Source organism: Streptomyces roseoverticillatus (genome assembly GCF_000719265.1).
Taxonomy (GTDB): Bacteria; Actinomycetota; Actinomycetes; order Streptomycetales; family Streptomycetaceae; genus Streptomyces; species Streptomyces roseoverticillatus.
Window position 1 is genome coordinate 19,310 of sequence record NZ_JOFL01000033.1, and the last position, 17,909, is coordinate 37,218.

The window sequence follows — 17,909 nt, forward strand, 5'->3', positions numbered from 1 at the left end:
CCGGTGCATCTGCGCAGGTCAAATCCATTCTGTGTGACGTCGGGCGCGCAGTGCCAGGCCCAGCGACAGGACCGTCTCGGGATCCTCCAGATCCACGCCCAGCAGCCGCCCGATCCGCGCCAGCCGGTCGTAGAGCGTCTGCCGGTTGAGGTGGAGCTCGCGCGCGGTCTCCGCCTTGCGGCCCGCGTGCGCGAGGTACGCGGTGAGCGTGGGCAGCAGTGCCGGCCGCGCGGCGGCGTCGTGCGCGATCAGCGGGCCCAGCACCCGGTCGACGAACGCGGCCAGATCGCCCTGGGAGCGCAGCCGCCACAGCAGGACGTCGACGTCGAGCCGCCGCACGTCGTGCCAGGGCCGGTCCGGCAGCCCCTGGGCCGCGGTCGCCGCCTCGGCCGCGTGCCGCAGCTCCGCACCCGCCGTCTCCCACGTCGCGGGCGCCCCGGCCACCACGACCGGCGGCGGGAACCCCGCCCGCTCCGCACCCGCCCGCAGCGCCACCGCCACCCGGCCGGCCACCGCGGCCCGCTCCGCCGCGTCCCGCAGGCCCACCAGCAGCGGGACCCGGCCCTCCGGCAGCCGGACGCCCAGCAGTACCGGCGCCCCCACCCCGGCCAGCTCCTCCTGCACCGCGCAGGCCAGCGCCGCCCGGCCCTCCGCCGGCGCCAGATCCGTGGCCGGCCGCATCACCAGCGGCAGCAGCGGACCGGAACCGGGCCGGAAGCCCAGCACCCGCGCCTGCGCCGGCGCCTCGGCCGCCGCCACCCGGCCCTCGGCCAGATCGGCCAGGAAGTCGCCGCGCCCGCGCGCCGCCAGCTCCTCCTCCTGCCGGGCCTGCAGCAGCACCACCGCCAGCAGCCCCGCCGTCCGCTCCGCCGCGATCCGGTGCACGGGCGCCAGCGGCGCGTCCACCGGCAGGACGGCCAGCCGGGCCCGCACGGCACCCGGCCCCGGCCCGTGCCCCGGGACGTCCGTGACCACGGCCCCGGCCGGCCGGCCCGCCGGCGGCCGCAGCCTCTCCCACACCTGCAGCGGATCCGTGCCGTCCGCCGCGCCCTCCGGCCCCGCCGCGTACAGCAGCCGCCCGTCCGGGGTCTCCAGGAACACGGGATTGCCCGCGAAGCCCGCGAACAGCCGCAGCACCTCCGGCACCCCGCCGCCGCCCAGCAGCACCTCCGTGCAGCGCCGGTGCACCTCCTCGGCGCGCCGCAGCAGGGCGTAGTGCTCGTTGACGAGCTCGGTGTGGATCTCCTCCGTCACCGCGACGAACGGCACCTCCCGGTGCAGCTGCACCAGCGGCAGCCCGCACGAGCGCGCCGCGTCCACCACCGCGGCCGGCAGCGTCGCGAACCGCGCGCCCAGCTCCACGACCAGCGCCGCGATGCCCCGCTCGGCCAGCCCCCGCACGAAGGCGCGCTGCTCGGCGGGGCGGCTGCCCACCCCCAGGCCCGTCGTCAGCAGGAGCTCGCCGCCCTTCAGCAGGGCCGCGATGTTCGGGGCCTCGCCCGCGTGCACCCACCGGACGGACCGGCCGAGCCCGTCGTCTCCGGCGAGCACCTCGGGGAGGCCCTTGCGCAGGGCAGGCAGGGCGAGGGCCCGCGCCACGGTGATGGTGCCCTGCGGGTCGTGCGGTTCCATGGGCCGAACCGTACGGCCGTCCGGCCCGGTTGTCAGACACGGCCTTGCGGCGGACCGGAACTGTCCGTCAGGCCGTGGCGGTTGCCCGCCGTCGCGCCGGGGAACCTTTGCCGGGGCAGGCTCCCCGCGCCAGGGCCCGGGGGGCCCTGGAAATCGCCTTATGCGCGGCCCGCCACCGCCCCTACCCTGGCCCCCATGACTGCAGCCCCCGAGTCCGTCCCCCCTGGCATATCCCCTGACCTGGGCTCTGTCCTGCCAGACCGCGCCGCCGTCCAGCGCCGTACGGTCAACGTCCTCATGGCCGCCCAGGTCGTCATCGGCATCGGCATGGGCGCGGTGATCTCCTCCGGGGGCCTGCTCATCGAGCACCTCACCGGCTCCGAGGCCGCCGCCGGCCTCGCCACCACCCTCGTCACGCTCGGCGCCGCGCTGGTGTCCGTACCGCTCGCCGCCCTCTCCCGGGCCCGCGGCCGCCGCGCCGGCCTCAGCGCAGGCTGGCTGATCGCCTCCGCGGGAGCGCTGACCGTACTCGCCGGCGCCGCGCTCGGCCGGGCCCCGCTCGCCCTCTTCGGCCTGCTCCTCCTCGGCGCCGGCACCGCCGCCAACCTCCAGTCGCGCTACGCCGCCACCGACCTCGCCGAGAAGGACGGCCGGGCCCGTGCGCTCTCCCTCGTCGTCTGGTCGGCGACTGTCGGCGCCGTCCTCGGGCCCAACCTCACCGGGCCCGGAGCCGCCGTCGCCCGCGCCCTCGGGCTCCCCGAGGCGTCGGGCACCTTCGTCTTCTCCTGCGCGGCGTTCCTCGCCGGCGCGGCCGTGATCCGCGCCCGGCTGCGCCCCGACCCGCTGCTGCTGGCGGCCCGCCTGGACGCGGCCGCGGCGCCCGCCCGGCAGGCCCGCTTCCTTACCCGAATGAGCGGCGCCCTGCGGCACGTGGCCGCATCACCCTCTGCGCTGACGGGGCTGACCGCGCTGGTCCTCGGGCATGCCGTGATGGTGTCGGTGATGACGATGACACCAGTCCACCTCGCCCACCACGGAGCCTCGCTCAGCGTCGTCGGCTTCACCATCAGCCTGCACATCGCAGGCATGTACGCGCTCTCGCCCCTGGTGGGCAAGGCCGCGGACCGGTTCGGGCGGGTACCGGTGATCCTGGCCGGACAGGTGGTCTTCGTGGCGGCGACGCTGCTCGCGGGCACGGCGGGCAGCCGGCAGTGGGCGATCGCGGCCGGCCTTTTCCTGCTGGGTGTCGCGTGGTCGTGCGCGACCGTCGCGGGCTCCACACTGCTGAGCGAGTCGGTGGACGCGGAGCACCGGTCCGAGGTGCAGGGCGCCTCGGACACGCTGATGAACCTGGTGGGGGCGGCGGGGGGTGCGCTCTCGGGCGCGTTCGTCGCGCTGAGCGGCTACGGCGGCCTCAACGCCGCCGCGGCCGTCCTGGTCGTACCGGTCAGCGCGTGCGCGCTCTACTTCGCCTTGCGGCGTCGTTAGCGGCCCGGCCACCGCGGGGTTCGGCACCGCCGGGCTGCGACGTCGTGGTTCCTCGCCGCTGCGGCGGAAAGAAGCGGAAAGAAGCGGAAAGAAAGGGACGGGCAGGCGCCCCTTTCGACCCCCTCGTACGGTCGTACGTGGCTGTTCGCCGCTGCGGCGGAAGACCGGCCCGCTGCGGCGCAGCACAATCTGATCCCGCCGCCGCGGCGAGCAACCCCCACAGCGCGGGTCCGGCGGAATCGTCACGCACCGTAACCCGTACGTACCGCTACCCCCCGAACGCGGAGGACGCAGTCAATCGCAGCGCCGTGTCGATCAGCGGGACGTGGCTGAACGCCTGCGGGAAGTTCCCGACCTGCCGTTGCAGCCGGGGGTCCCACTCCTCCGCCAGCAGCCCCAGGTCGTTCCGCAGCCCCAGCAGCTTTTCGAACAGCTGGCGCGCCTCGTCGACCCGGCCGATCATGGCCAGGTCGTCCGCGAGCCAGAAGGAACAGGCGAGGAAGGCGCCCTCGTCGCCCGCCAGGCCGTCGACCCCGGCCTCCTCGCCCGCGGTGGGGTAGCGCAGCACGAAGCCGTCGGGCGTGGACAGCTCCCGCTGGATGGCCTCGATCGTGCCGATGACGCGCTTGTCGTCGGGCGGCAGGAAGCCCATCTGCGGGATGAGCAGCAGGGAGGCGTCCAGCTCCTTCGACCCGTAGGACTGGGTGAAGGTGTTGCGTTCCTTGTCGTAGCCCTTCTCGCACACGTCCCGGTGGATGTCGTCGCGCAGCTCGCGCCACCGCTCCAGGGGCCCGTCCACGTCACCGGACTCGATGAGCTTGATGGTGCGGTCGACGGCCACCCAGGCCATCACCTTGGAGTGCACGAAGTGGCGGCGCGGGCCGCGCACCTCCCAGATGCCCTCGTCGGGTTCGTTCCAGTGGTCCTCGAGGTAGCCGATCAGGCGCAGCTGCAGCACGGAGGCGTAGTCGTTGCGGGCGAGGCCCGTCATGTGGGCCAGGTGCAGGGCCTCGGTGACCTCGCCGTAGACGTCCAGCTGGAGCTGGTCGGCGGCGCCGTTGCCGACCCGGACGGGCGTGGAGTTCTCGTAGCCGGGCAGCCACGGCAGTTCGGCCTCGCCCAGCTCGCGCTCGCCGGCGATGCCGTACATGATCTGCAGGTTCTCGGGGTCGCCGGCGACCGCGCGCAGCAGCCACTCGCGCCAGGCGCGGGCCTCCTCGCGGTAGCCGGTGCGCAGCAGCGAGGAGAGGGTGATGGCCGCGTCGCGCAGCCAGGTGTAGCGGTAGTCCCAGTTGCGGACGCCGCCGATCTCCTCCGGCAGGGAGGTCGTGGGGGCGGCGACGATGCCGCCGGTCGGGGCGTACGTGAGCGCCTTGAGCGTGATCAGCGAGCGGATCACGGCGCCCCGGTAGGGCCCGTGGTACGTACAGTGCTCGACCCACTCGCGCCAGAACTCCTCCGTGGCCGCCAGCGAGCCCTCCGGGTCCGGCAGGGCGGGCGGCTCGCGGTGCGAGGGCTGCCAGCTGATGGTGAAGGCGACGCGCTCGCCGGGGGAGACGGTGAAGTCGCAGTAGGTGGTGAGGTCCTTGCCGAAGGTGTCGGCGGTGGTGTCGAACCACACCGAGTCCGGGCCGGCCACGGCCACCGTGCGGTCGCCGACCTTGTGCACCCAGGGCACGACCCGGCCGTAGGAGAAGCGCATCCGCAGCGCGGAGCGCATCGGCACCCGCCCGCTGACGCCCTCCACGATCCGGATCAGCTGGGGCGCGCCCTCGCGCGGCGGCATGAAGTCGATGACGCGGACGGTGCCGCGCGGGGTGTCCCACTCGGATTCGAGCACGAGGGAGTCCCCCCGGTACCGGCGGCGGTCGGCGGGCGGCGGGGCCGCTCCCGACGGGTGCGCGGGGCCGACCCGCCAGAAGCCGTGTTCCTCCGTGCCGAGCAGACCGGCGAACGCGGCATGAGAATCGAAACGGGGCAGGCACAGCCAGTCGGCCGTGCCGTCCCGGCAGACAAGGGCGGCGGTCTGCATATCGCCGATGAGTGCGTAATCCTCGATACGCCCGGCCACGGTTATCTCCAGTCGAACGGCGCCACATGACCCCGTGGGGGTCCCTCTTGCGGTCAAGCGATCTTTAGACGAGCTCTGTTCCGGAAGGTGCGTCTCCCTGCGGATACCGACTGCTCCCGGCGGTGGCCGGGGGAGGTGGCTGGGGGAGGGCGGGATGATGCCGTGCCGGCCGGCTCGCTGCATGTGTCCGAGCAGGATACGACGCGGAGTTGGTGCGACGCGCGACGGTTGGAGGACGAATCTGAGCCGAATGGGTGGCCTGTGACGCAGCCGCCACGCACCGCCACACAGGGGGCCGGGACGCGTCGGCGGAAGCGGCCGGGCCGGGGCGCTGATACCCTGGTACCCCGTGGACCGGTGGGCGCAAGACCCCCCAACCGCAGCGACGGCACCCCCGAAAACTCCGGGTGAACGCCGGTACGCACCCTCCACTCGCGACCACGGGAGCCCCCCTTTGGCCATTGCCGCAAAGCCCACGACGACCAAGCACCTCTTCGTCACGGGGGGTGTCGCCTCCTCGCTCGGCAAGGGACTGACGGCCTCCAGCCTGGGCGCGCTGCTCAAGGCGCGGGGTCTGCGGGTCACGATGCAGAAGCTCGACCCCTACCTCAACGTAGACCCGGGCACGATGAACCCGTTCCAGCACGGTGAGGTGTTTGTCACCAACGACGGCGCCGAGACCGACCTGGACATCGGCCACTACGAGCGCTTCCTGGACGTCGACCTCGACGGCAGCGCGAACGTCACCACCGGCCAGGTGTACTCCTCCGTGATCGCCAAGGAGCGGCGCGGCGAGTACCTGGGCGACACCGTGCAGGTCATCCCGCACATCACCAATGAGATCAAGCACCGCATCCGCCGCATGGCCACCGACGACGTCGACGTCGTCATCACCGAGGTCGGCGGCACGGTCGGCGACATCGAGTCGCTGCCGTTCCTGGAGACCGTCCGTCAGGTCCGCCACGAGGTCGGCCGCGACAACGTCTTCGTCGTGCACATCTCGCTGCTGCCCTACATCGGCCCCTCGGGCGAGCTGAAGACCAAGCCCACCCAGCACTCGGTGGCCGCCCTGCGCAACATCGGCATCCAGCCCGACGCGATCGTGCTGCGCGCCGACCGCGAGGTCCCCACCGCCATCAAGCGCAAGATCTCGCTGATGTGCGACGTCGACGAGGCCGCGGTCGTCGCCGCGATCGACGCCCCGTCGATCTACGACATCCCGAAGGTGCTGCACACCGAGGGCCTGGACGCCTACGTCGTCCGCAAGCTCGACCTGCCCTTCCGCGACGTGAACTGGACCCAGTGGGAGGACCTGCTGGACCGCGTCCACAACCCCTCGCACGAGGTCACGGTCGCCCTGGTCGGCAAGTACATCGACCTGCCCGACGCCTACCTGTCGGTCACCGAGGCCATCCGCGCCGGCGGCTTCGCCAACCGCGCCAAGGTCAAGGTCAAGTGGGTCGCCTCCGACGACTGCAAGACCCCGGCCGGTGCCGCCGCCCAGCTCGGCGACGTCGACGCCATCTGCGTCCCCGGCGGCTTCGGCGACCGTGGCGTGAACGGCAAGGTCGGCGCGATCACCTACGCCCGTGAGAACAAGGTGCCGCTGCTGGGCCTGTGCCTGGGCCTGCAGTGCGTGGTCATCGAGGCCGCCCGCAACCTGGCCGGCATCGAGGGCGCCAACTCCACCGAGTTCGACCCCGCCACCGCCAACCCGGTCATCTCCACCATGGCCGAGCAGCTCGACATCGTCGCCGGCGAGGGCGACATGGGCGGCACCATGCGCCTGGGCATGTACCCGGCCAAGCTCGCCGAGGGCTCCATCGTCCGCGAGGTCTACGGCAACGAGCAGTACGTGGAGGAGCGCCACCGTCACCGCTACGAGGTGAACAACTCCTACCGCGCCGAGCTGGAGAAGGCCGGCCTGCTCTTCTCGGGCACCTCCCCGGACAACAAGCTCGTGGAGTACGTGGAGTACCCGCGCGAGGTGCACCCCTACCTGGTGGCCACCCAGGCCCACCCGGAGCTGCGCTCGCGCCCGACCCGCCCGCACCCGCTCTTCGCGGGCCTGGTCAAGGCTGCCGTCGAGCGCCAGCAGGGCTGACCTATACGGTTGACCGGGGTGAAGGTTTCCGCACGGAGGCCTCCACCCCGGTTTCCGCTTTTCTGGAGGACGTAGATGGGCATCAAGGACACCGCCGCCGAGTGGCAGGTCAACGCGACCACGACCCCGTTCGTCGGCAACAAGACCAGCGTCCGCACGGACGAGGTGGTGATGCCCGACGGAACGGTCGTCACGCGCGACTACCAGGTCCACCCGGGCTCGGTCGCCGTCCTCGCCCTGGACGAGGAGGGCCGCGTGCTGGTCCTCAACCAGTACCGCCACCCCATCCGGCAGCGGCTCTGGGAGATCCCCGCCGGCCTCCTCGACGTGCCCGGCGAGAACCCGCTGCACGCCGCGCAGCGCGAGCTGTACGAGGAGGCCCACGTCAAGGCCGAGGACTGGCGGGTGCTGACCGACGTCTACACCACGCCCGGCGGCTGCGACGAGGCCGTCCGGATCTTCCTGGCCCGCGAGATCTCCGACGTCGAGGGCGAGCGCTTCGAGGTGGAGCACGAGGAGCTCGACATGGAGCTCTCCCGGGTGCCGCTCCAGGAGCTGGTGCGGGGCGTCCTCGCGGGCGAGCTGCACAACAACTGCCTGGTCGTCGGCGTCCTCTCGCTCGCCGCGGCACTGTCGGGCGAGGGCGTGGAGGCCCTGCGGCCGGCGAACGCGGAGTGGCCCGCCCGGCCCTTCGAGGCGTAGCCGCCTTCCGTCGGGCGGGTTCCGTCCGACGATCATCAGAACCGAATAGGTGATCTTCTGCAGCGGCGGCCGGGACTCCCCGGGGCGCGCCGGGCCGTGAACTAGGCTCGTCGCGTGCCTGACCGCGGCCGCGGCGGGCTCGTGCGTGGCAGGTGGACGGAGTGTGCCCCGTGGCGGAGCAGGCGGTGGAGACCGGCGACGGGATGGCGGCGGTGCCGCCGGGGCGGCGGTCTTCCGTCCCGGCGGCCGGCGGTCCGGCCCGTACGGCGGCCCCCGTGCTGCCCGGCTTCGTCGGCCGCCGCCGGGAGCTGGAGGAGCTGCGCGCCGACATCGTGCGCGCCGGCCTCGACACCCTCGCCGGCCGCAAGAGCCCGCGCGGCCGGGTCCTGCTCATCGCCGGGCGGCCCGGATCCGGCCGCACCGCCCTGGCCGAGGAACTCGCCGGGCAGCTCGCCGGCCAGTACCCCGACGGCGTGCTGCGCGCCCGGCTCACCGAGGCCGGCGGCGCCCCCGTCCCCACCGAGCGGACGGCCCGCGCGCTGCTCACCGCGCTCGGCGAGCCCGTCCCCGCGGGGGCCGAGGAGGACGAGCTGACGCAGGCGGTGCGTGGCGCCCTCAAGGGCCGCCGCGCGCTGCTGCTGCTGGATGACGCGGCGGGCGCCGAGCAGGTGGACCCGCTGCTTCCGGACAAGTCCGAGTGCCTGATCGTGGCCGTCTCGCGGGGCCCGCTGACCGGCGTGCCCGACGTGCGGCCCTGCACCCTGGGCGGTCTCGACACGGCCTCCGGCGTCGAGCTCCTGGAGCGCTACGCCGGCCCCACCCGCATCACGTGCGACCCGGCCGCCGCGAACGCCGTGGTGGAGGAGTGCGGCGGCCAGCCCGCGGCGCTGGTCCTGGTCGGCGGCTGGCTCGCGGCCCTGTCCAAGCTGTCCGTGGTCGACGCGGTCACGCGGCTGCGGGAGCTGCCGACCGGCGACGGCCACGACATTGCGGCCCGCCCGCTGGCCCGTGCCTTCCGGCTCGCCTACGAGGCGCTGCCGGCGCCTTCCGCCCGCATCCTGCGGCTGCTCGCGCTGGCCCCGGCCGGCGCCGCGGACGCCCACACCACGTCCGCGCTGGCCGGCTGCTCGGTGCCCGCGGCGCAGACCGCCCTGGAGGACTTCGAGGCCCGCGGCCTGCTGCGGGCCGAGCCCGCCGTGGGCTCGCTGCCGCCGCAGTACCTGGTCCCGGGCTGTCTCCTGGACATGCTGCGGGAGCTGATGCGGACCCAGGAGCGGCCGGCCGAGGTCGAGCTCGCGCGGGCGCGGATGCTGGAGCGCACCGTCCGCCAGCTGCACTCGTGCCGCGCCGCCACCCGCACCGACGACCCGCTGACCCGCAAGCGCCTCGCCGAGCTGCCCCGGCCCCTGAGGTTCGCCTCGTCGCAGGCGGCGGGGGAGTGGCTGACCTGCCGGCTCCCGGCGCTCCTGGCGGCCGCCCGGCTGGCCGTGCAGGACGGCCGGCTGGACACCCTGGCCCGGCGCCTGGTGTCCGCGCTGACCCGCGCCCTGACGGCACACTTCGGCGCCGAGGAGGCGGGCCCCGAGCTCTACGGGCTCCACCAGCTCGTCCTGGACGTCGCCCGGCGCTGCGAGATGCCCCTGGAGAAGGCCGCGGCCCTGCTCAACATCGGAGACCTGGACGCCCGGGCCGGCCGCACCTCCACCGCCCTCGGCCGCTACCGGGAGGCGTTGGACGCGGCGCGCCAGGCGGGCGACCCGTACGCGATCAGCCGCTCCCTGGAGTCCATCGCCGCCTCGTACCACGAGCTCGGCGACTGGCAGCGGGCCGTCGACTGGTACGGGCGCGCCCTGGAGCTGCGCCTGACGCGCGGTGAGCTCGCCGACGAGGCGCGGCTGTACGGCCGGCTGGGCGCCGTGCGCAGCTACGCCGGGCAGTGGAACGAGGCCCTCCGCGACTGGCGGGCGGCGGCCGCCGTGTGCCGCCGGCTGCGGGACCTGCCCGGGCACGCCCGGGCCCTCGGCGAGATCGCCCGGGTGCACGAGCACGCGGGCCGGCCGCAAGACGCCGTGCGGACCTGCCGGGAGGCCGTGGAGTGCGCGCGGCAGGCGGGCGACGACCGGCTGCGGGCGGCGATGCTGCTGCGCCTCGCGGACACCCTGGAGCGGCTCGGCGACCCCGCGGCCGCGGCCGTGCACCGGTCCGCGGCCGGCGAGCTGCTGACGGGCGCCTCCTCCGCTCCCGCCGGGCCCGCGGCCTCCGCCGCGCTGCCGGGCGGCCCCATAGTGCCCCTCCCCGCGCCGGCCGAGCCGGAGGTGCCCGGTACCCGGATGGCGCCGCCTGACTGACTCCGGACCGACCCGGACTGGCGCACCCCGAGGGTTACCTGCGAAACCGGTAGTGGTCTTCCAAAAAATTGACTCTTTGCAAGGCTAGACAGCGAAGGATCCTTCATTAGACTGGTTGGGCCGCGGTCGCCGCGGTCTGCTCTGGTGTGCCCCCGCATTTCCGGAATAGCCTGTATTTCTCTGATTCAAGGACCGTGATCGACGTGAAGGTCGGCATCCCCCGCGAGGTCAAGAACAACGAGTTCCGCGTTGCCATCACGCCCGCCGGCGTGCATGAGCTCGTCCGCAACGGCCACCAGGTCTTCGTCGAGAAGAACGCCGGTGTGGGCTCGTCCATCACCGACGCCGAGTACGTCGCGGCCGGCGCCGCGATCCTGGACACGGCCGACGAGGTCTGGGCCACCGCCGACCTGCTGCTGAAGGTCAAGGAGCCCATCGCGGAGGAGTACCACCGCCTGCGCAAGGGCCAGACCCTCTTCACCTACCTGCACCTCGCCGCCTCCCGCGAGTGCACCGACGCCCTGCTGCAGTCCGGCACCACGGCGATCGCGTACGAGACGGTCGAGCTCGCGGGCCGCGCGCTGCCGCTGCTCGCCCCGATGTCCGAGGTCGCGGGCCGGCTGGCCCCGCAGGTCGGCGCCTACCACCTGATGCGCTCGGCCGGCGGCCGCGGCGTCCTGCCGGGCGGCGTCCCGGGCACGGCGGCCGGCAAGGCCGTCGTCATCGGCGGCGGCGTCTCCGGCTGGAACGCCGCGCAGATCGCCGTCGGCATGGGCTTCCACGTGACCCTGCTCGACCGTGACATCAACAAGCTCCGCGAGGCGGACAAGGTCTTCGGCACCAAGGTGCAGACGATCGTCTCCAACGCCTTCGAGCTGGAGAAGGCCGTCGTCGAGGCCGACCTCGTCATCGGCGCCGTCCTCATCCCGGGCGCCAAGGCCCCGAAGCTGGTCACCAACGAGCTCGTCGCCAAGATGAAGCCCGGAAGTGTACTTGTCGACATTGCGATCGACCAGGGCGGCTGCTTCGAGGACTCGCGTCCGACCACCCACGCCGAGCCGACCTTCCAGGTCCACAACTCGGTCTTCTACTGCGTCGCCAACATGCCGGGCGCGGTGCCGAACACCTCCACCTACGCGCTGACCAACGCCACGCTGCCCTACATCGTGGAGCTGGCCAACCGTGGCTGGCAGGAGGCGCTCAGCCGTGACGCCGCCCTCGCCAAGGGTCTCAACACCCACGAGGGACAGGTCGTTTACGGCCCCGTCGCCGAGGCGCACGGCCTGCCGTTCGTCGAACTGAGCACCCTGCTCGGCTGAGTCGTCAACACGACACGCCAAGAGCGCACCCCCGGCCGGACCTTGTTGAGCAAGGTCCGGCCGGGGGCGTTTTGATCGGGTTGCTACCCGGTTTGCGACTGCTTTCCACGCCCCGTCACCCACCCGCGAAACTTCCGGGTTGTGGGCCGCAGACCCTTGACAGAAGCCTGTTCGATTGCCGACACATCGTGCCGTCTCCGGCGGATTGTGTTGCTGCGAACCGCCGACACGCCATAGAGTCGCCAACCGTCGGCATGGTGCAACGCTGACCTATCTAGATGTTTCCTGGTCACCAAGGAGGTAGGACGACTTGTGAATGAGTCGACATTTGCTCCCGGGGGTGGTCACCCAGGAATGTCTGCGCAGGGCCAGAGTCCCACGGGACTCGAAGCTGTCGGCTCCGTCGCTGTCCACACCTTCGCGGCACACCAGAACATCCAGAGCACACCGACAGCCCACCAGAGCATGGACGGCCATCACGTGAACGCCATGGCCGGCGACCGCGGCGGGGTCGATCCCGCGCGGCTCGCCGACTACGAGGACGTGCCCGACGGGCACTTCTACGACCCTGACGCGGAGTACGAGCCCGACCCCGAGTACGCGGCCACCCTCGCGCCCGACGCTGCCCGGCAGCGCCGCGAGCGCATCGGCCCCACCGGGCGTCCCCTGCCGTACTTCCCCATCCCCGGACCGCTGACCGACCACGGCCCCGCGAAGATCATCGCGATGTGCAACCAGAAGGGCGGGGTCGGCAAGACCACCTCGACCATCAACCTGGGTGCCGCCCTGGCCGAGTACGGACGCCGGGTGCTGCTCGTCGACTTCGACCCGCAGGGCGCGCTCTCCGTCGGCCTCGGCGTCAACCCGATGGAGCTGGACCTGACGGTCTACAACCTCCTCATGGAGCGGGGCATGTCGGCCGACGAGGTCCTCCTCAAGACGGCCGTGCCCAACATGGACCTGCTGCCCAGCAATATCGATTTGTCAGCCGCGGAGGTCCAGCTCGTCAGCGAGGTGGCCCGCGAGTCGACGCTCCAGCGCGCCCTCAAGCCGCTGCTCGCCGACTACGACTACATCGTCATCGACTGCCAGCCCTCGCTCGGCCTGCTCACCGTCAACGCCCTGACGGCCGCCCACAAGGTGATCGTCCCGCTGGAGTGCGAGTTCTTCGCGCTGCGCGGTGTGGCGCTGCTCACCGAGACGATCGAGAAGGTCCAGGAGCGGCTCAACCCCGACCTGGAGCTCGACGGCATCCTCGCCACCATGTACGACTCGCGGACCGTGCACAGCCGCGAGGTCCTTGCCCGCGTGGTCGAGGCCTTCGACGACCACGTCTACCACACCGTCATCGGCCGTACGGTCCGCTTCCCCGAGACCACGGTCGCGGGCGAGCCGATCACCACGTACGCGTCCAACTCCGTGGGTGCCGCCGCCTACCGACAGCTCGCCAGGGAGGTGCTCGCCCGGTGTCACGCCGAGTGAGTCTGCCCGGCGCCGACGAACTGTTCCGTACGACCGGGGGGTCCGGGCTGCAGTCCTCCTCCCCCCGCCGGCAGGCGAACGGGGAGGGCGGCCCGCGGGTGCCCGGCCCGGCCGGTGACTCCGACACGACGTCCGAAGGCGCCGCCGCCGGCGCGGGCACCGAGCACAGCGGCCGCGGTGCCGCCGCGGCCGACCGGGAGAACGCCCCCGAGCGCCGCCCCGCGGGCGCGCAGGAGCGCCCCGCGGGCGCCGGCCGGGCCGCGGGCCAGGGCGAGGCCGCTCCGCCCGCACAGGGCCGCCGCCGCGGGCGCGGTGCGGGGCGCCGGCCCAGCGGCCGGGAGCGCCACGACGAGAAGATCACCGTCTATGTCTCCGCCGAGGAGCTCATGGACCTCGAACACGCCCGGCTGGTGCTGCGCGGCGAGCACGGCCTCGCGGTCGACCGCGGCAGGATCGTGCGGGAGGCCGTCGCCGTCGTCCTCGCCGACCTGGAGTCGCGGGGCGACGCGAGCATCCTCGTACGGCGCCTGCGCGGCCGCTGAGCGGTTCCGCTGCGCTAGCCTCGCTAGCCTCTGCCGTGACCGCGCCCCCGTGCGCCGTCGTACGGCCCGTTCCGCCCCCACCCTGGATCACCGATGCCCGCAGCCGCCTCCTCTCCGGCCCGCCGTCCCCTCGGCCGTGGCCCGGGCGGCCGGCCGCACCCGCAGCCGCCCGCCGGCGGCGAGGCCGGGGCCGCCGGGAGCGCGGCCCGTGGGACCTCGGCTCCCGCGGCGGAAACCGCTACGGCCGGGGCCGCTGCGGCGGAGCCCTCCGGGGCCGGAGCCGCGGCCGCTGAGCCGGCGCCCGGGCCGGGCGCCGCCGCGTCGGAGACCCCTGCGGGAGGCGACTCGCGGTTCACCGTCCGCCTGGAGAACTTCGAAGGCCCCTTCGACCTCCTCCTGCAGCTGATCGCCAAGCACAAGCTGGACGTCACCGAGGTCGCCCTCTCCAAGGTCACCGACGAGTTCATGGCGCACCTCCGCGCCATGGGTCCCGACTTCGACCTCGACCAGACGACCGAGTTCCTCGTCGTCGCCGCGACCCTCCTCGACCTCAAGACGGCCCGGCTGCTGCCCGCCGCCGAGGTCGAGGACGAGGCCGACCTCGCCCTCCTGGAAGCCCGCGACCTGCTGTTCGCCCGGCTGCTGCAGTACCGGGCCTACAAGCGGGTCGCGGAGATCTTCAGCGCCCGCCTGGACGACGAGGCCCGCCGCTTCCCCCGCACGGTCGGCCTGGAGCCGCACCACGCCGAGCTGCTCCCCGAGGTCGTCCTCGGCATCGGGCCCGAGCGCCTCGCCGAGCTGGCGGTCAAGGCCATGCGGCCCAAGCCGGTGCCGCAGGTGTACGTCGACCACATCCACGCGCCCCTCGTCAGCGTCCGCGAGCAGGCCGAGGTCGTGGTGGCCCGGCTGCGGGTGGCGGGCCGGGTCAGCTTCGGGGAGCTGGCCGGCGACGCCCCCGACACCCTGACCGTCGTCGCCCGCTTCCTGGCCCTGCTGGAGCTCTACCGCGAGCGCGCGGTCGCCCTCGACCAGGACGAGGCCCTCGGAGAGCTGTCGGTGCGCTGGACGGGCGAGGACGGGGCGGAACCGCTGGTGACGGACGAGTTCGACCGCGCGCCGGAGACCGAGCCGGAGGAGAGTGCACAGTGAGCGCAGAGACGTACGAGGGCGAAGAGACCGCCGCAGGGGCCTCCGGTGTCTCCCGGCCCGACCTCGGGCCCGCGCTGGAAGCCGTCCTCATGGTCGTCGACGAACCGGCCACCGAGGAGCACCTCGCCAGGGTCCTTCAGCGCCCCCGCCGCGAGATCGCCGAGGCCCTCGCCGGGCTGGCCGCGGAGTACGACGCCCAGGGGCGCGGCTTCGAGCTGCGGCAGGTCGCCGGGGGCTGGCGCTTCTCCACCCGCCCGGCCTACGCCGACGCCGTCGAGGCCTTCGTCCTGGACGGCCAGCAGGCCCGGCTCACCCAGGCCGCCCTGGAGACCCTGGCCGTCGTCGCGTACCGTCAGCCGGTCAGCCGGTCGAAGGTCTCCGCGGTGCGCGGCGTGAACTGTGACGGGGTCATGCGCACCCTCCTCCAGCGGGGTCTGGTGGAGGAGGCGGGGACGGAACCCGAAACAGGTGCGATCCTGTACAGGACGACGAACTACTTTCTGGAGCGCATGGGCCTGCGCGGCCTGGACGAGCTCCCGGAGCTCGCGCCCTTCCTCCCCGAGGCGGAGGCGATCGAGGGCGACACTCAGGAAGGTGTGCCGTCGTTCGATCCGGACGCACCGGACACCGAAGCGGACGACAAGACGGAACTTTGATGCGAAGCAGCGGCAGGAACAGCGGAAGCGGCAACCGGGACGACCGGGGCGGTCGAGGACGTCCGGCGTCCGGGGGCGGGCGCGCGGGCGGCGGCCGTTCCGGCGGCGGGCGCCCCGAGAGCGGCGGTCGGTCCGGCGGCGGGAGCTACGGCGGCGGTCGTTCCGAGGGCGGGCGCTCCGGTGGCGGTGGCTACGGCGGCGGTCGTTCCGAGGGCGGGCGCTCCGGTGGCGGTCGTTCCGAGGGCGGGCGTTACGACGGCGGCCGCTCCGGGGACCGGCGCGACGACAGGCCGCAGGAGCGTCCGCGCCGTCCGCGCCCCGAGGAGCGCCGCTACGACGTGGGCCCCGACGCCGAGCGCACCCGCAGCGGCCCCACCAGCGGCCGCACCAGCGGACCCACGAGCGGCCGCGGTGCGGCGGCTCGCGGCGGCGCCAAGGGCGGCCCCCGCAAGAGCTCCACGGCCGGCTCCGGCGGCCGCAGCAGCGGGCCCGCCCGTGGCCACGGCGCCCCCGCCCGCTCGCGCGAGCTCGATGCCAAGATCGAGGAGCGCAACCGGGAGCGGCACAACAAGCCGCAGGTGAAGACCCCCAAGACCTTCCCCGGCGCCGAACAGGAAGGCGAGCGCCTGCAGAAGGTGCTGGCCCGTGCCGGCATGGGCTCCCGCCGCGCCTGCGAGGAGCTGGTCGAGCAGGCCCGCGTCGAGGTCAACGGCCGGATCGTCACCGAGCAGGGCCTGCGGGTCGACCCGGAGAAGGACGAGATCAAGGTCGACGGCCTGACCGTCGCCACCCAGTCCTACCTGTTCTTCGCCCTCAACAAGCCGGCCGGCGTCGTCTCCACCATGGAGGACCCCGACGGCCGCCAGTGCCTCGGCGACTACGTCACCAACCGCGAGACCCGGCTCTTCCACGTCGGCCGCCTCGACACGGAGACCGAGGGCATCATCCTGCTCACCAACCACGGCGAGCTGGCCCACCGGCTGACGCACCCGCGGTACGGCGTGCAGAAGACGTACCTCGCCGCCATCACGGGGCCGCTGCCGCGCGACATCGGCAAGCAGCTCAAGAACGGCATCGAGCTGGAGGACGGGTACGCCCGCGCGGACAACTTCCGCGTCATCCAGCAGACCGGCAAGAACTACCTCGTCGAGGTCACCCTCCACGAGGGCCGCAAGCACATCGTGCGGCGCATGCTCGCCGAGGCGGGCTTCCCGGTCGAGAAGCTGGTCCGCACGTCGTTCGGCCCGATCGCCCTGGGCGACCAGAAGTCGGGCTGGCTGCGCCGCCTGACGAACACCGAGGTCGGCATGCTGATGGGCGAGGTCGACCTCTAACCGGTCGGGGCTCCGGCCCCTTGGGGGGCCGCCCCGGTCCGGTACCGCCGGTCACGTATGGCGTGGCCGGTCGCCGTTGCGGCGGAGACGACCTTCTGCGGAAGGTCCGAGTTCCGCCGCAGCGGCGCCGAGGCCGGCTGACCGGTCCGTCCGGCGCCGGCCGCGACATCCCCCGCCGCAACGGCGATAGGCCTCCGTGGCGCGGCCCGGCGGTGCCTTACGGGCTCAGGCGGTCCGGCGCGGCCGAGACCGCCGCGTCGGCTGATCTCCCCCGGCTACCGCTGGGAGGTGCCCCCGGCCGCGGCGGTCTGCAGGGTGCGGACACCACCCCGCACACGGACCGGGGCGCCGGACCGCGCCGCCCGCAGGGCACGCCGCGCCGCCCGCAGGGCCCTAGCCCGCCGAGGCCCGGCGTACGCGTATCAGGAAGTCCTCGACGCGCGCCCGGTCCGGTTCCTCGGGGAGCGGGCTCGTACGGGCCGCCTCGTCGGCCTCCTCGCCGAGGCGGTTCAGCCACGCCTCCGCCTCGGGCCAGGGCACCTCGCCCCGCCGCACGGCGAGCAGCGGTTCGCGCAGGTCGCCGACGTCGAGCGCGAGCGACCCCGTGCGCAGCAGGTCGCGGCCGCTGATCAGCAGCCGCAGCGCGTGCATGACGGGCTTCCACCGCCGCGGCGTGCCGTGCGCCCGGACGTCCGCCGTGAACTTCCTGCGCTGGTCCGCCGCGTAGCCCGCGTACGTCTGCCGGACCTTGCGGGAGAGGAACGCCTCCCGCAGGGCCAGCAGCTCGCGACCGGTGGCGTCGACGTGCTCGACCAGCGGGGAGTGCAGGCACTCCAGGATGTTCGGGTTGCCCCGCAGCGCCAGCTCACAGAACCGTTCCAGCTCCCAGGAGAACTGCTCCTCGGCCGGCCCCTCCACGTGCGGCGGCGGCTTTACGAAGCCCCAGAACAGCGGCGTGGGCGCCACGTACACGCCCCGCCGGTCCGTATCGCTGCCCTCCGTGGCCAGCCCGAAGGCGCGCGAGCCCATCACGCACGCGTAGACGGTGTGCTCGGTGACCAGCGCGACCGGGGCCACGGACA

At 73.6% G+C, this 17,909-nt stretch carries 13 protein-coding genes; 10 read left to right on the forward strand and 3 right to left on the reverse strand.

The features are described from left to right. Positions 1 to 18: 18 nt before the first annotated feature. Positions 19 to 1,632, reverse strand: coding sequence for a PucR family transcriptional regulator (locus tag IF61_RS0129000; RefSeq protein WP_030369508.1), 1,614 nt, complete (start codon positions 1,630 to 1,632; stop codon positions 19 to 21). 195 nt (positions 1,633 to 1,827) lie between these two features. Between IF61_RS0129000 and IF61_RS0129005 the strand changes: the two genes are divergently transcribed. Further along, entirely contained in the window at positions 1,828 to 3,120 is a 1,293-nt protein-coding gene (locus tag IF61_RS0129005; RefSeq protein ID WP_052393159.1) for an MFS transporter, read from the forward strand. Positions 3,121 to 3,388: 268 nt separating this feature from the next. Here IF61_RS0129005 and IF61_RS0129010 read toward each other — a convergent pair whose 3' ends face one another. Then, a complete protein-coding gene (locus IF61_RS0129010) occupies positions 3,389 to 5,191 on the reverse strand; it encodes a glycoside hydrolase family 15 protein (RefSeq protein WP_030369510.1) in 1,803 nt (600 codons plus the stop codon). Positions 5,192 to 5,645: 454 nt separating this feature from the next. Here IF61_RS0129010 and IF61_RS0129015 point away from each other — a divergent pair, with 454 nt between their 5' ends. From IF61_RS0129015 to IF61_RS0129055, 9 genes are all read left to right on the forward strand, one after another. After that, positions 5,646 to 7,295 carry a CTP synthase gene (locus tag IF61_RS0129015; protein WP_030369511.1) on the forward strand — a complete coding sequence of 550 codons (1,650 nt, stop codon included), beginning with the start codon at positions 5,646 to 5,648 and terminating at the stop codon, positions 7,293 to 7,295. A gap of 75 nt (positions 7,296 to 7,370) precedes the next feature. Then, positions 7,371 to 7,997 (forward strand): NUDIX domain-containing protein, encoded by a 627-nt coding sequence (locus tag IF61_RS0129020; protein WP_030369512.1) that lies wholly within the window; start codon positions 7,371 to 7,373, stop codon positions 7,995 to 7,997. 203 nt (positions 7,998 to 8,200) lie between these two features. Further along, on the forward strand, positions 8,201 to 10,345 hold the full coding sequence (locus IF61_RS0129025; RefSeq protein WP_078660593.1) for a tetratricopeptide repeat protein: 2,145 nt from the start codon (positions 8,201 to 8,203) through the stop codon (positions 10,343 to 10,345). Positions 10,346 to 10,548: 203 nt separating this feature from the next. Continuing rightward, positions 10,549 to 11,664 (forward strand): alanine dehydrogenase, encoded by a 1,116-nt coding sequence (gene ald / locus IF61_RS0129030; protein ID WP_030369514.1) that lies wholly within the window; start codon positions 10,549 to 10,551, stop codon positions 11,662 to 11,664. Positions 11,665 to 12,018: 354 nt separating this feature from the next. Then, on the forward strand, positions 12,019 to 13,146 hold the full coding sequence (locus IF61_RS0129035; protein WP_030369515.1) for a ParA family protein: 1,128 nt from the start codon (positions 12,019 to 12,021) through the stop codon (positions 13,144 to 13,146). Continuing rightward, positions 13,131 to 13,688 carry a hypothetical protein gene (locus IF61_RS0129040; RefSeq protein WP_078660587.1) on the forward strand — a complete coding sequence of 186 codons (558 nt, stop codon included), beginning with the start codon at positions 13,131 to 13,133 and terminating at the stop codon, positions 13,686 to 13,688. Before IF61_RS0129035 ends, IF61_RS0129040 begins: the two co-directional genes overlap by 16 nt. A 93-nt stretch (positions 13,689 to 13,781) precedes the next feature. Beyond that, entirely contained in the window at positions 13,782 to 14,837 is a 1,056-nt protein-coding gene (locus tag IF61_RS0129045; RefSeq protein WP_043191270.1) for a segregation and condensation protein A, read from the forward strand. Next, a complete protein-coding gene (gene scpB, locus IF61_RS0129050; RefSeq protein ID WP_030369518.1) occupies positions 14,834 to 15,493 on the forward strand; it encodes an SMC-Scp complex subunit ScpB in 660 nt (219 codons plus the stop codon). The genes IF61_RS0129045 and scpB overlap by 4 nt, the downstream gene beginning before the upstream one ends. Further along, complete coding sequence (locus IF61_RS0129055; RefSeq protein ID WP_030369519.1) at positions 15,493 to 16,827, forward strand: pseudouridine synthase; 1,335 nt, start codon at positions 15,493 to 15,495, stop codon at positions 16,825 to 16,827. Before scpB ends, IF61_RS0129055 begins: the two co-directional genes overlap by 1 nt. Before the next feature lie 393 nt (positions 16,828 to 17,220). On the opposite strand, the gene IF61_RS0129060 is transcribed toward IF61_RS0129055, so the two are convergent. Further along, a complete protein-coding gene (locus IF61_RS0129060; RefSeq protein WP_030369520.1) occupies positions 17,221 to 17,904 on the reverse strand; it encodes a nucleotidyltransferase domain-containing protein in 684 nt (227 codons plus the stop codon). Positions 17,905 to 17,909 lie beyond the last annotated feature (5 nt).

Excerpts from the sequence above, each read along its gene's own strand:
- IF61_RS0129000 (WP_030369508.1), bottom strand. The coding sequence starts at position 1,632 with ATGGAACCGCACGACCCGCAGGGCACCATCACCGTGGCGCGGGCCCTC.
- IF61_RS0129005 (WP_052393159.1), top strand. The coding sequence starts at position 1,828 with ATGACTGCAGCCCCCGAGTCCGTCCCCCCTGGCATATCCCCTGACCTG.
- IF61_RS0129020 (WP_030369512.1), top strand. The coding sequence starts at position 7,371 with ATGGGCATCAAGGACACCGCCGCCGAGTGGCAGGTCAACGCGACCACG.
- IF61_RS0129025 (WP_078660593.1), top strand. The coding sequence starts at position 8,201 with ATGGCGGCGGTGCCGCCGGGGCGGCGGTCTTCCGTCCCGGCGGCCGGC.
- IF61_RS0129035 (WP_030369515.1), top strand. The coding sequence starts at position 12,019 with ATGTCTGCGCAGGGCCAGAGTCCCACGGGACTCGAAGCTGTCGGCTCC.
- IF61_RS0129045 (WP_043191270.1), top strand. The coding sequence starts at position 13,782 with ATGCCCGCAGCCGCCTCCTCTCCGGCCCGCCGTCCCCTCGGCCGTGGC.
- IF61_RS0129055 (WP_030369519.1), top strand. The coding sequence starts at position 15,493 with ATGCGAAGCAGCGGCAGGAACAGCGGAAGCGGCAACCGGGACGACCGG.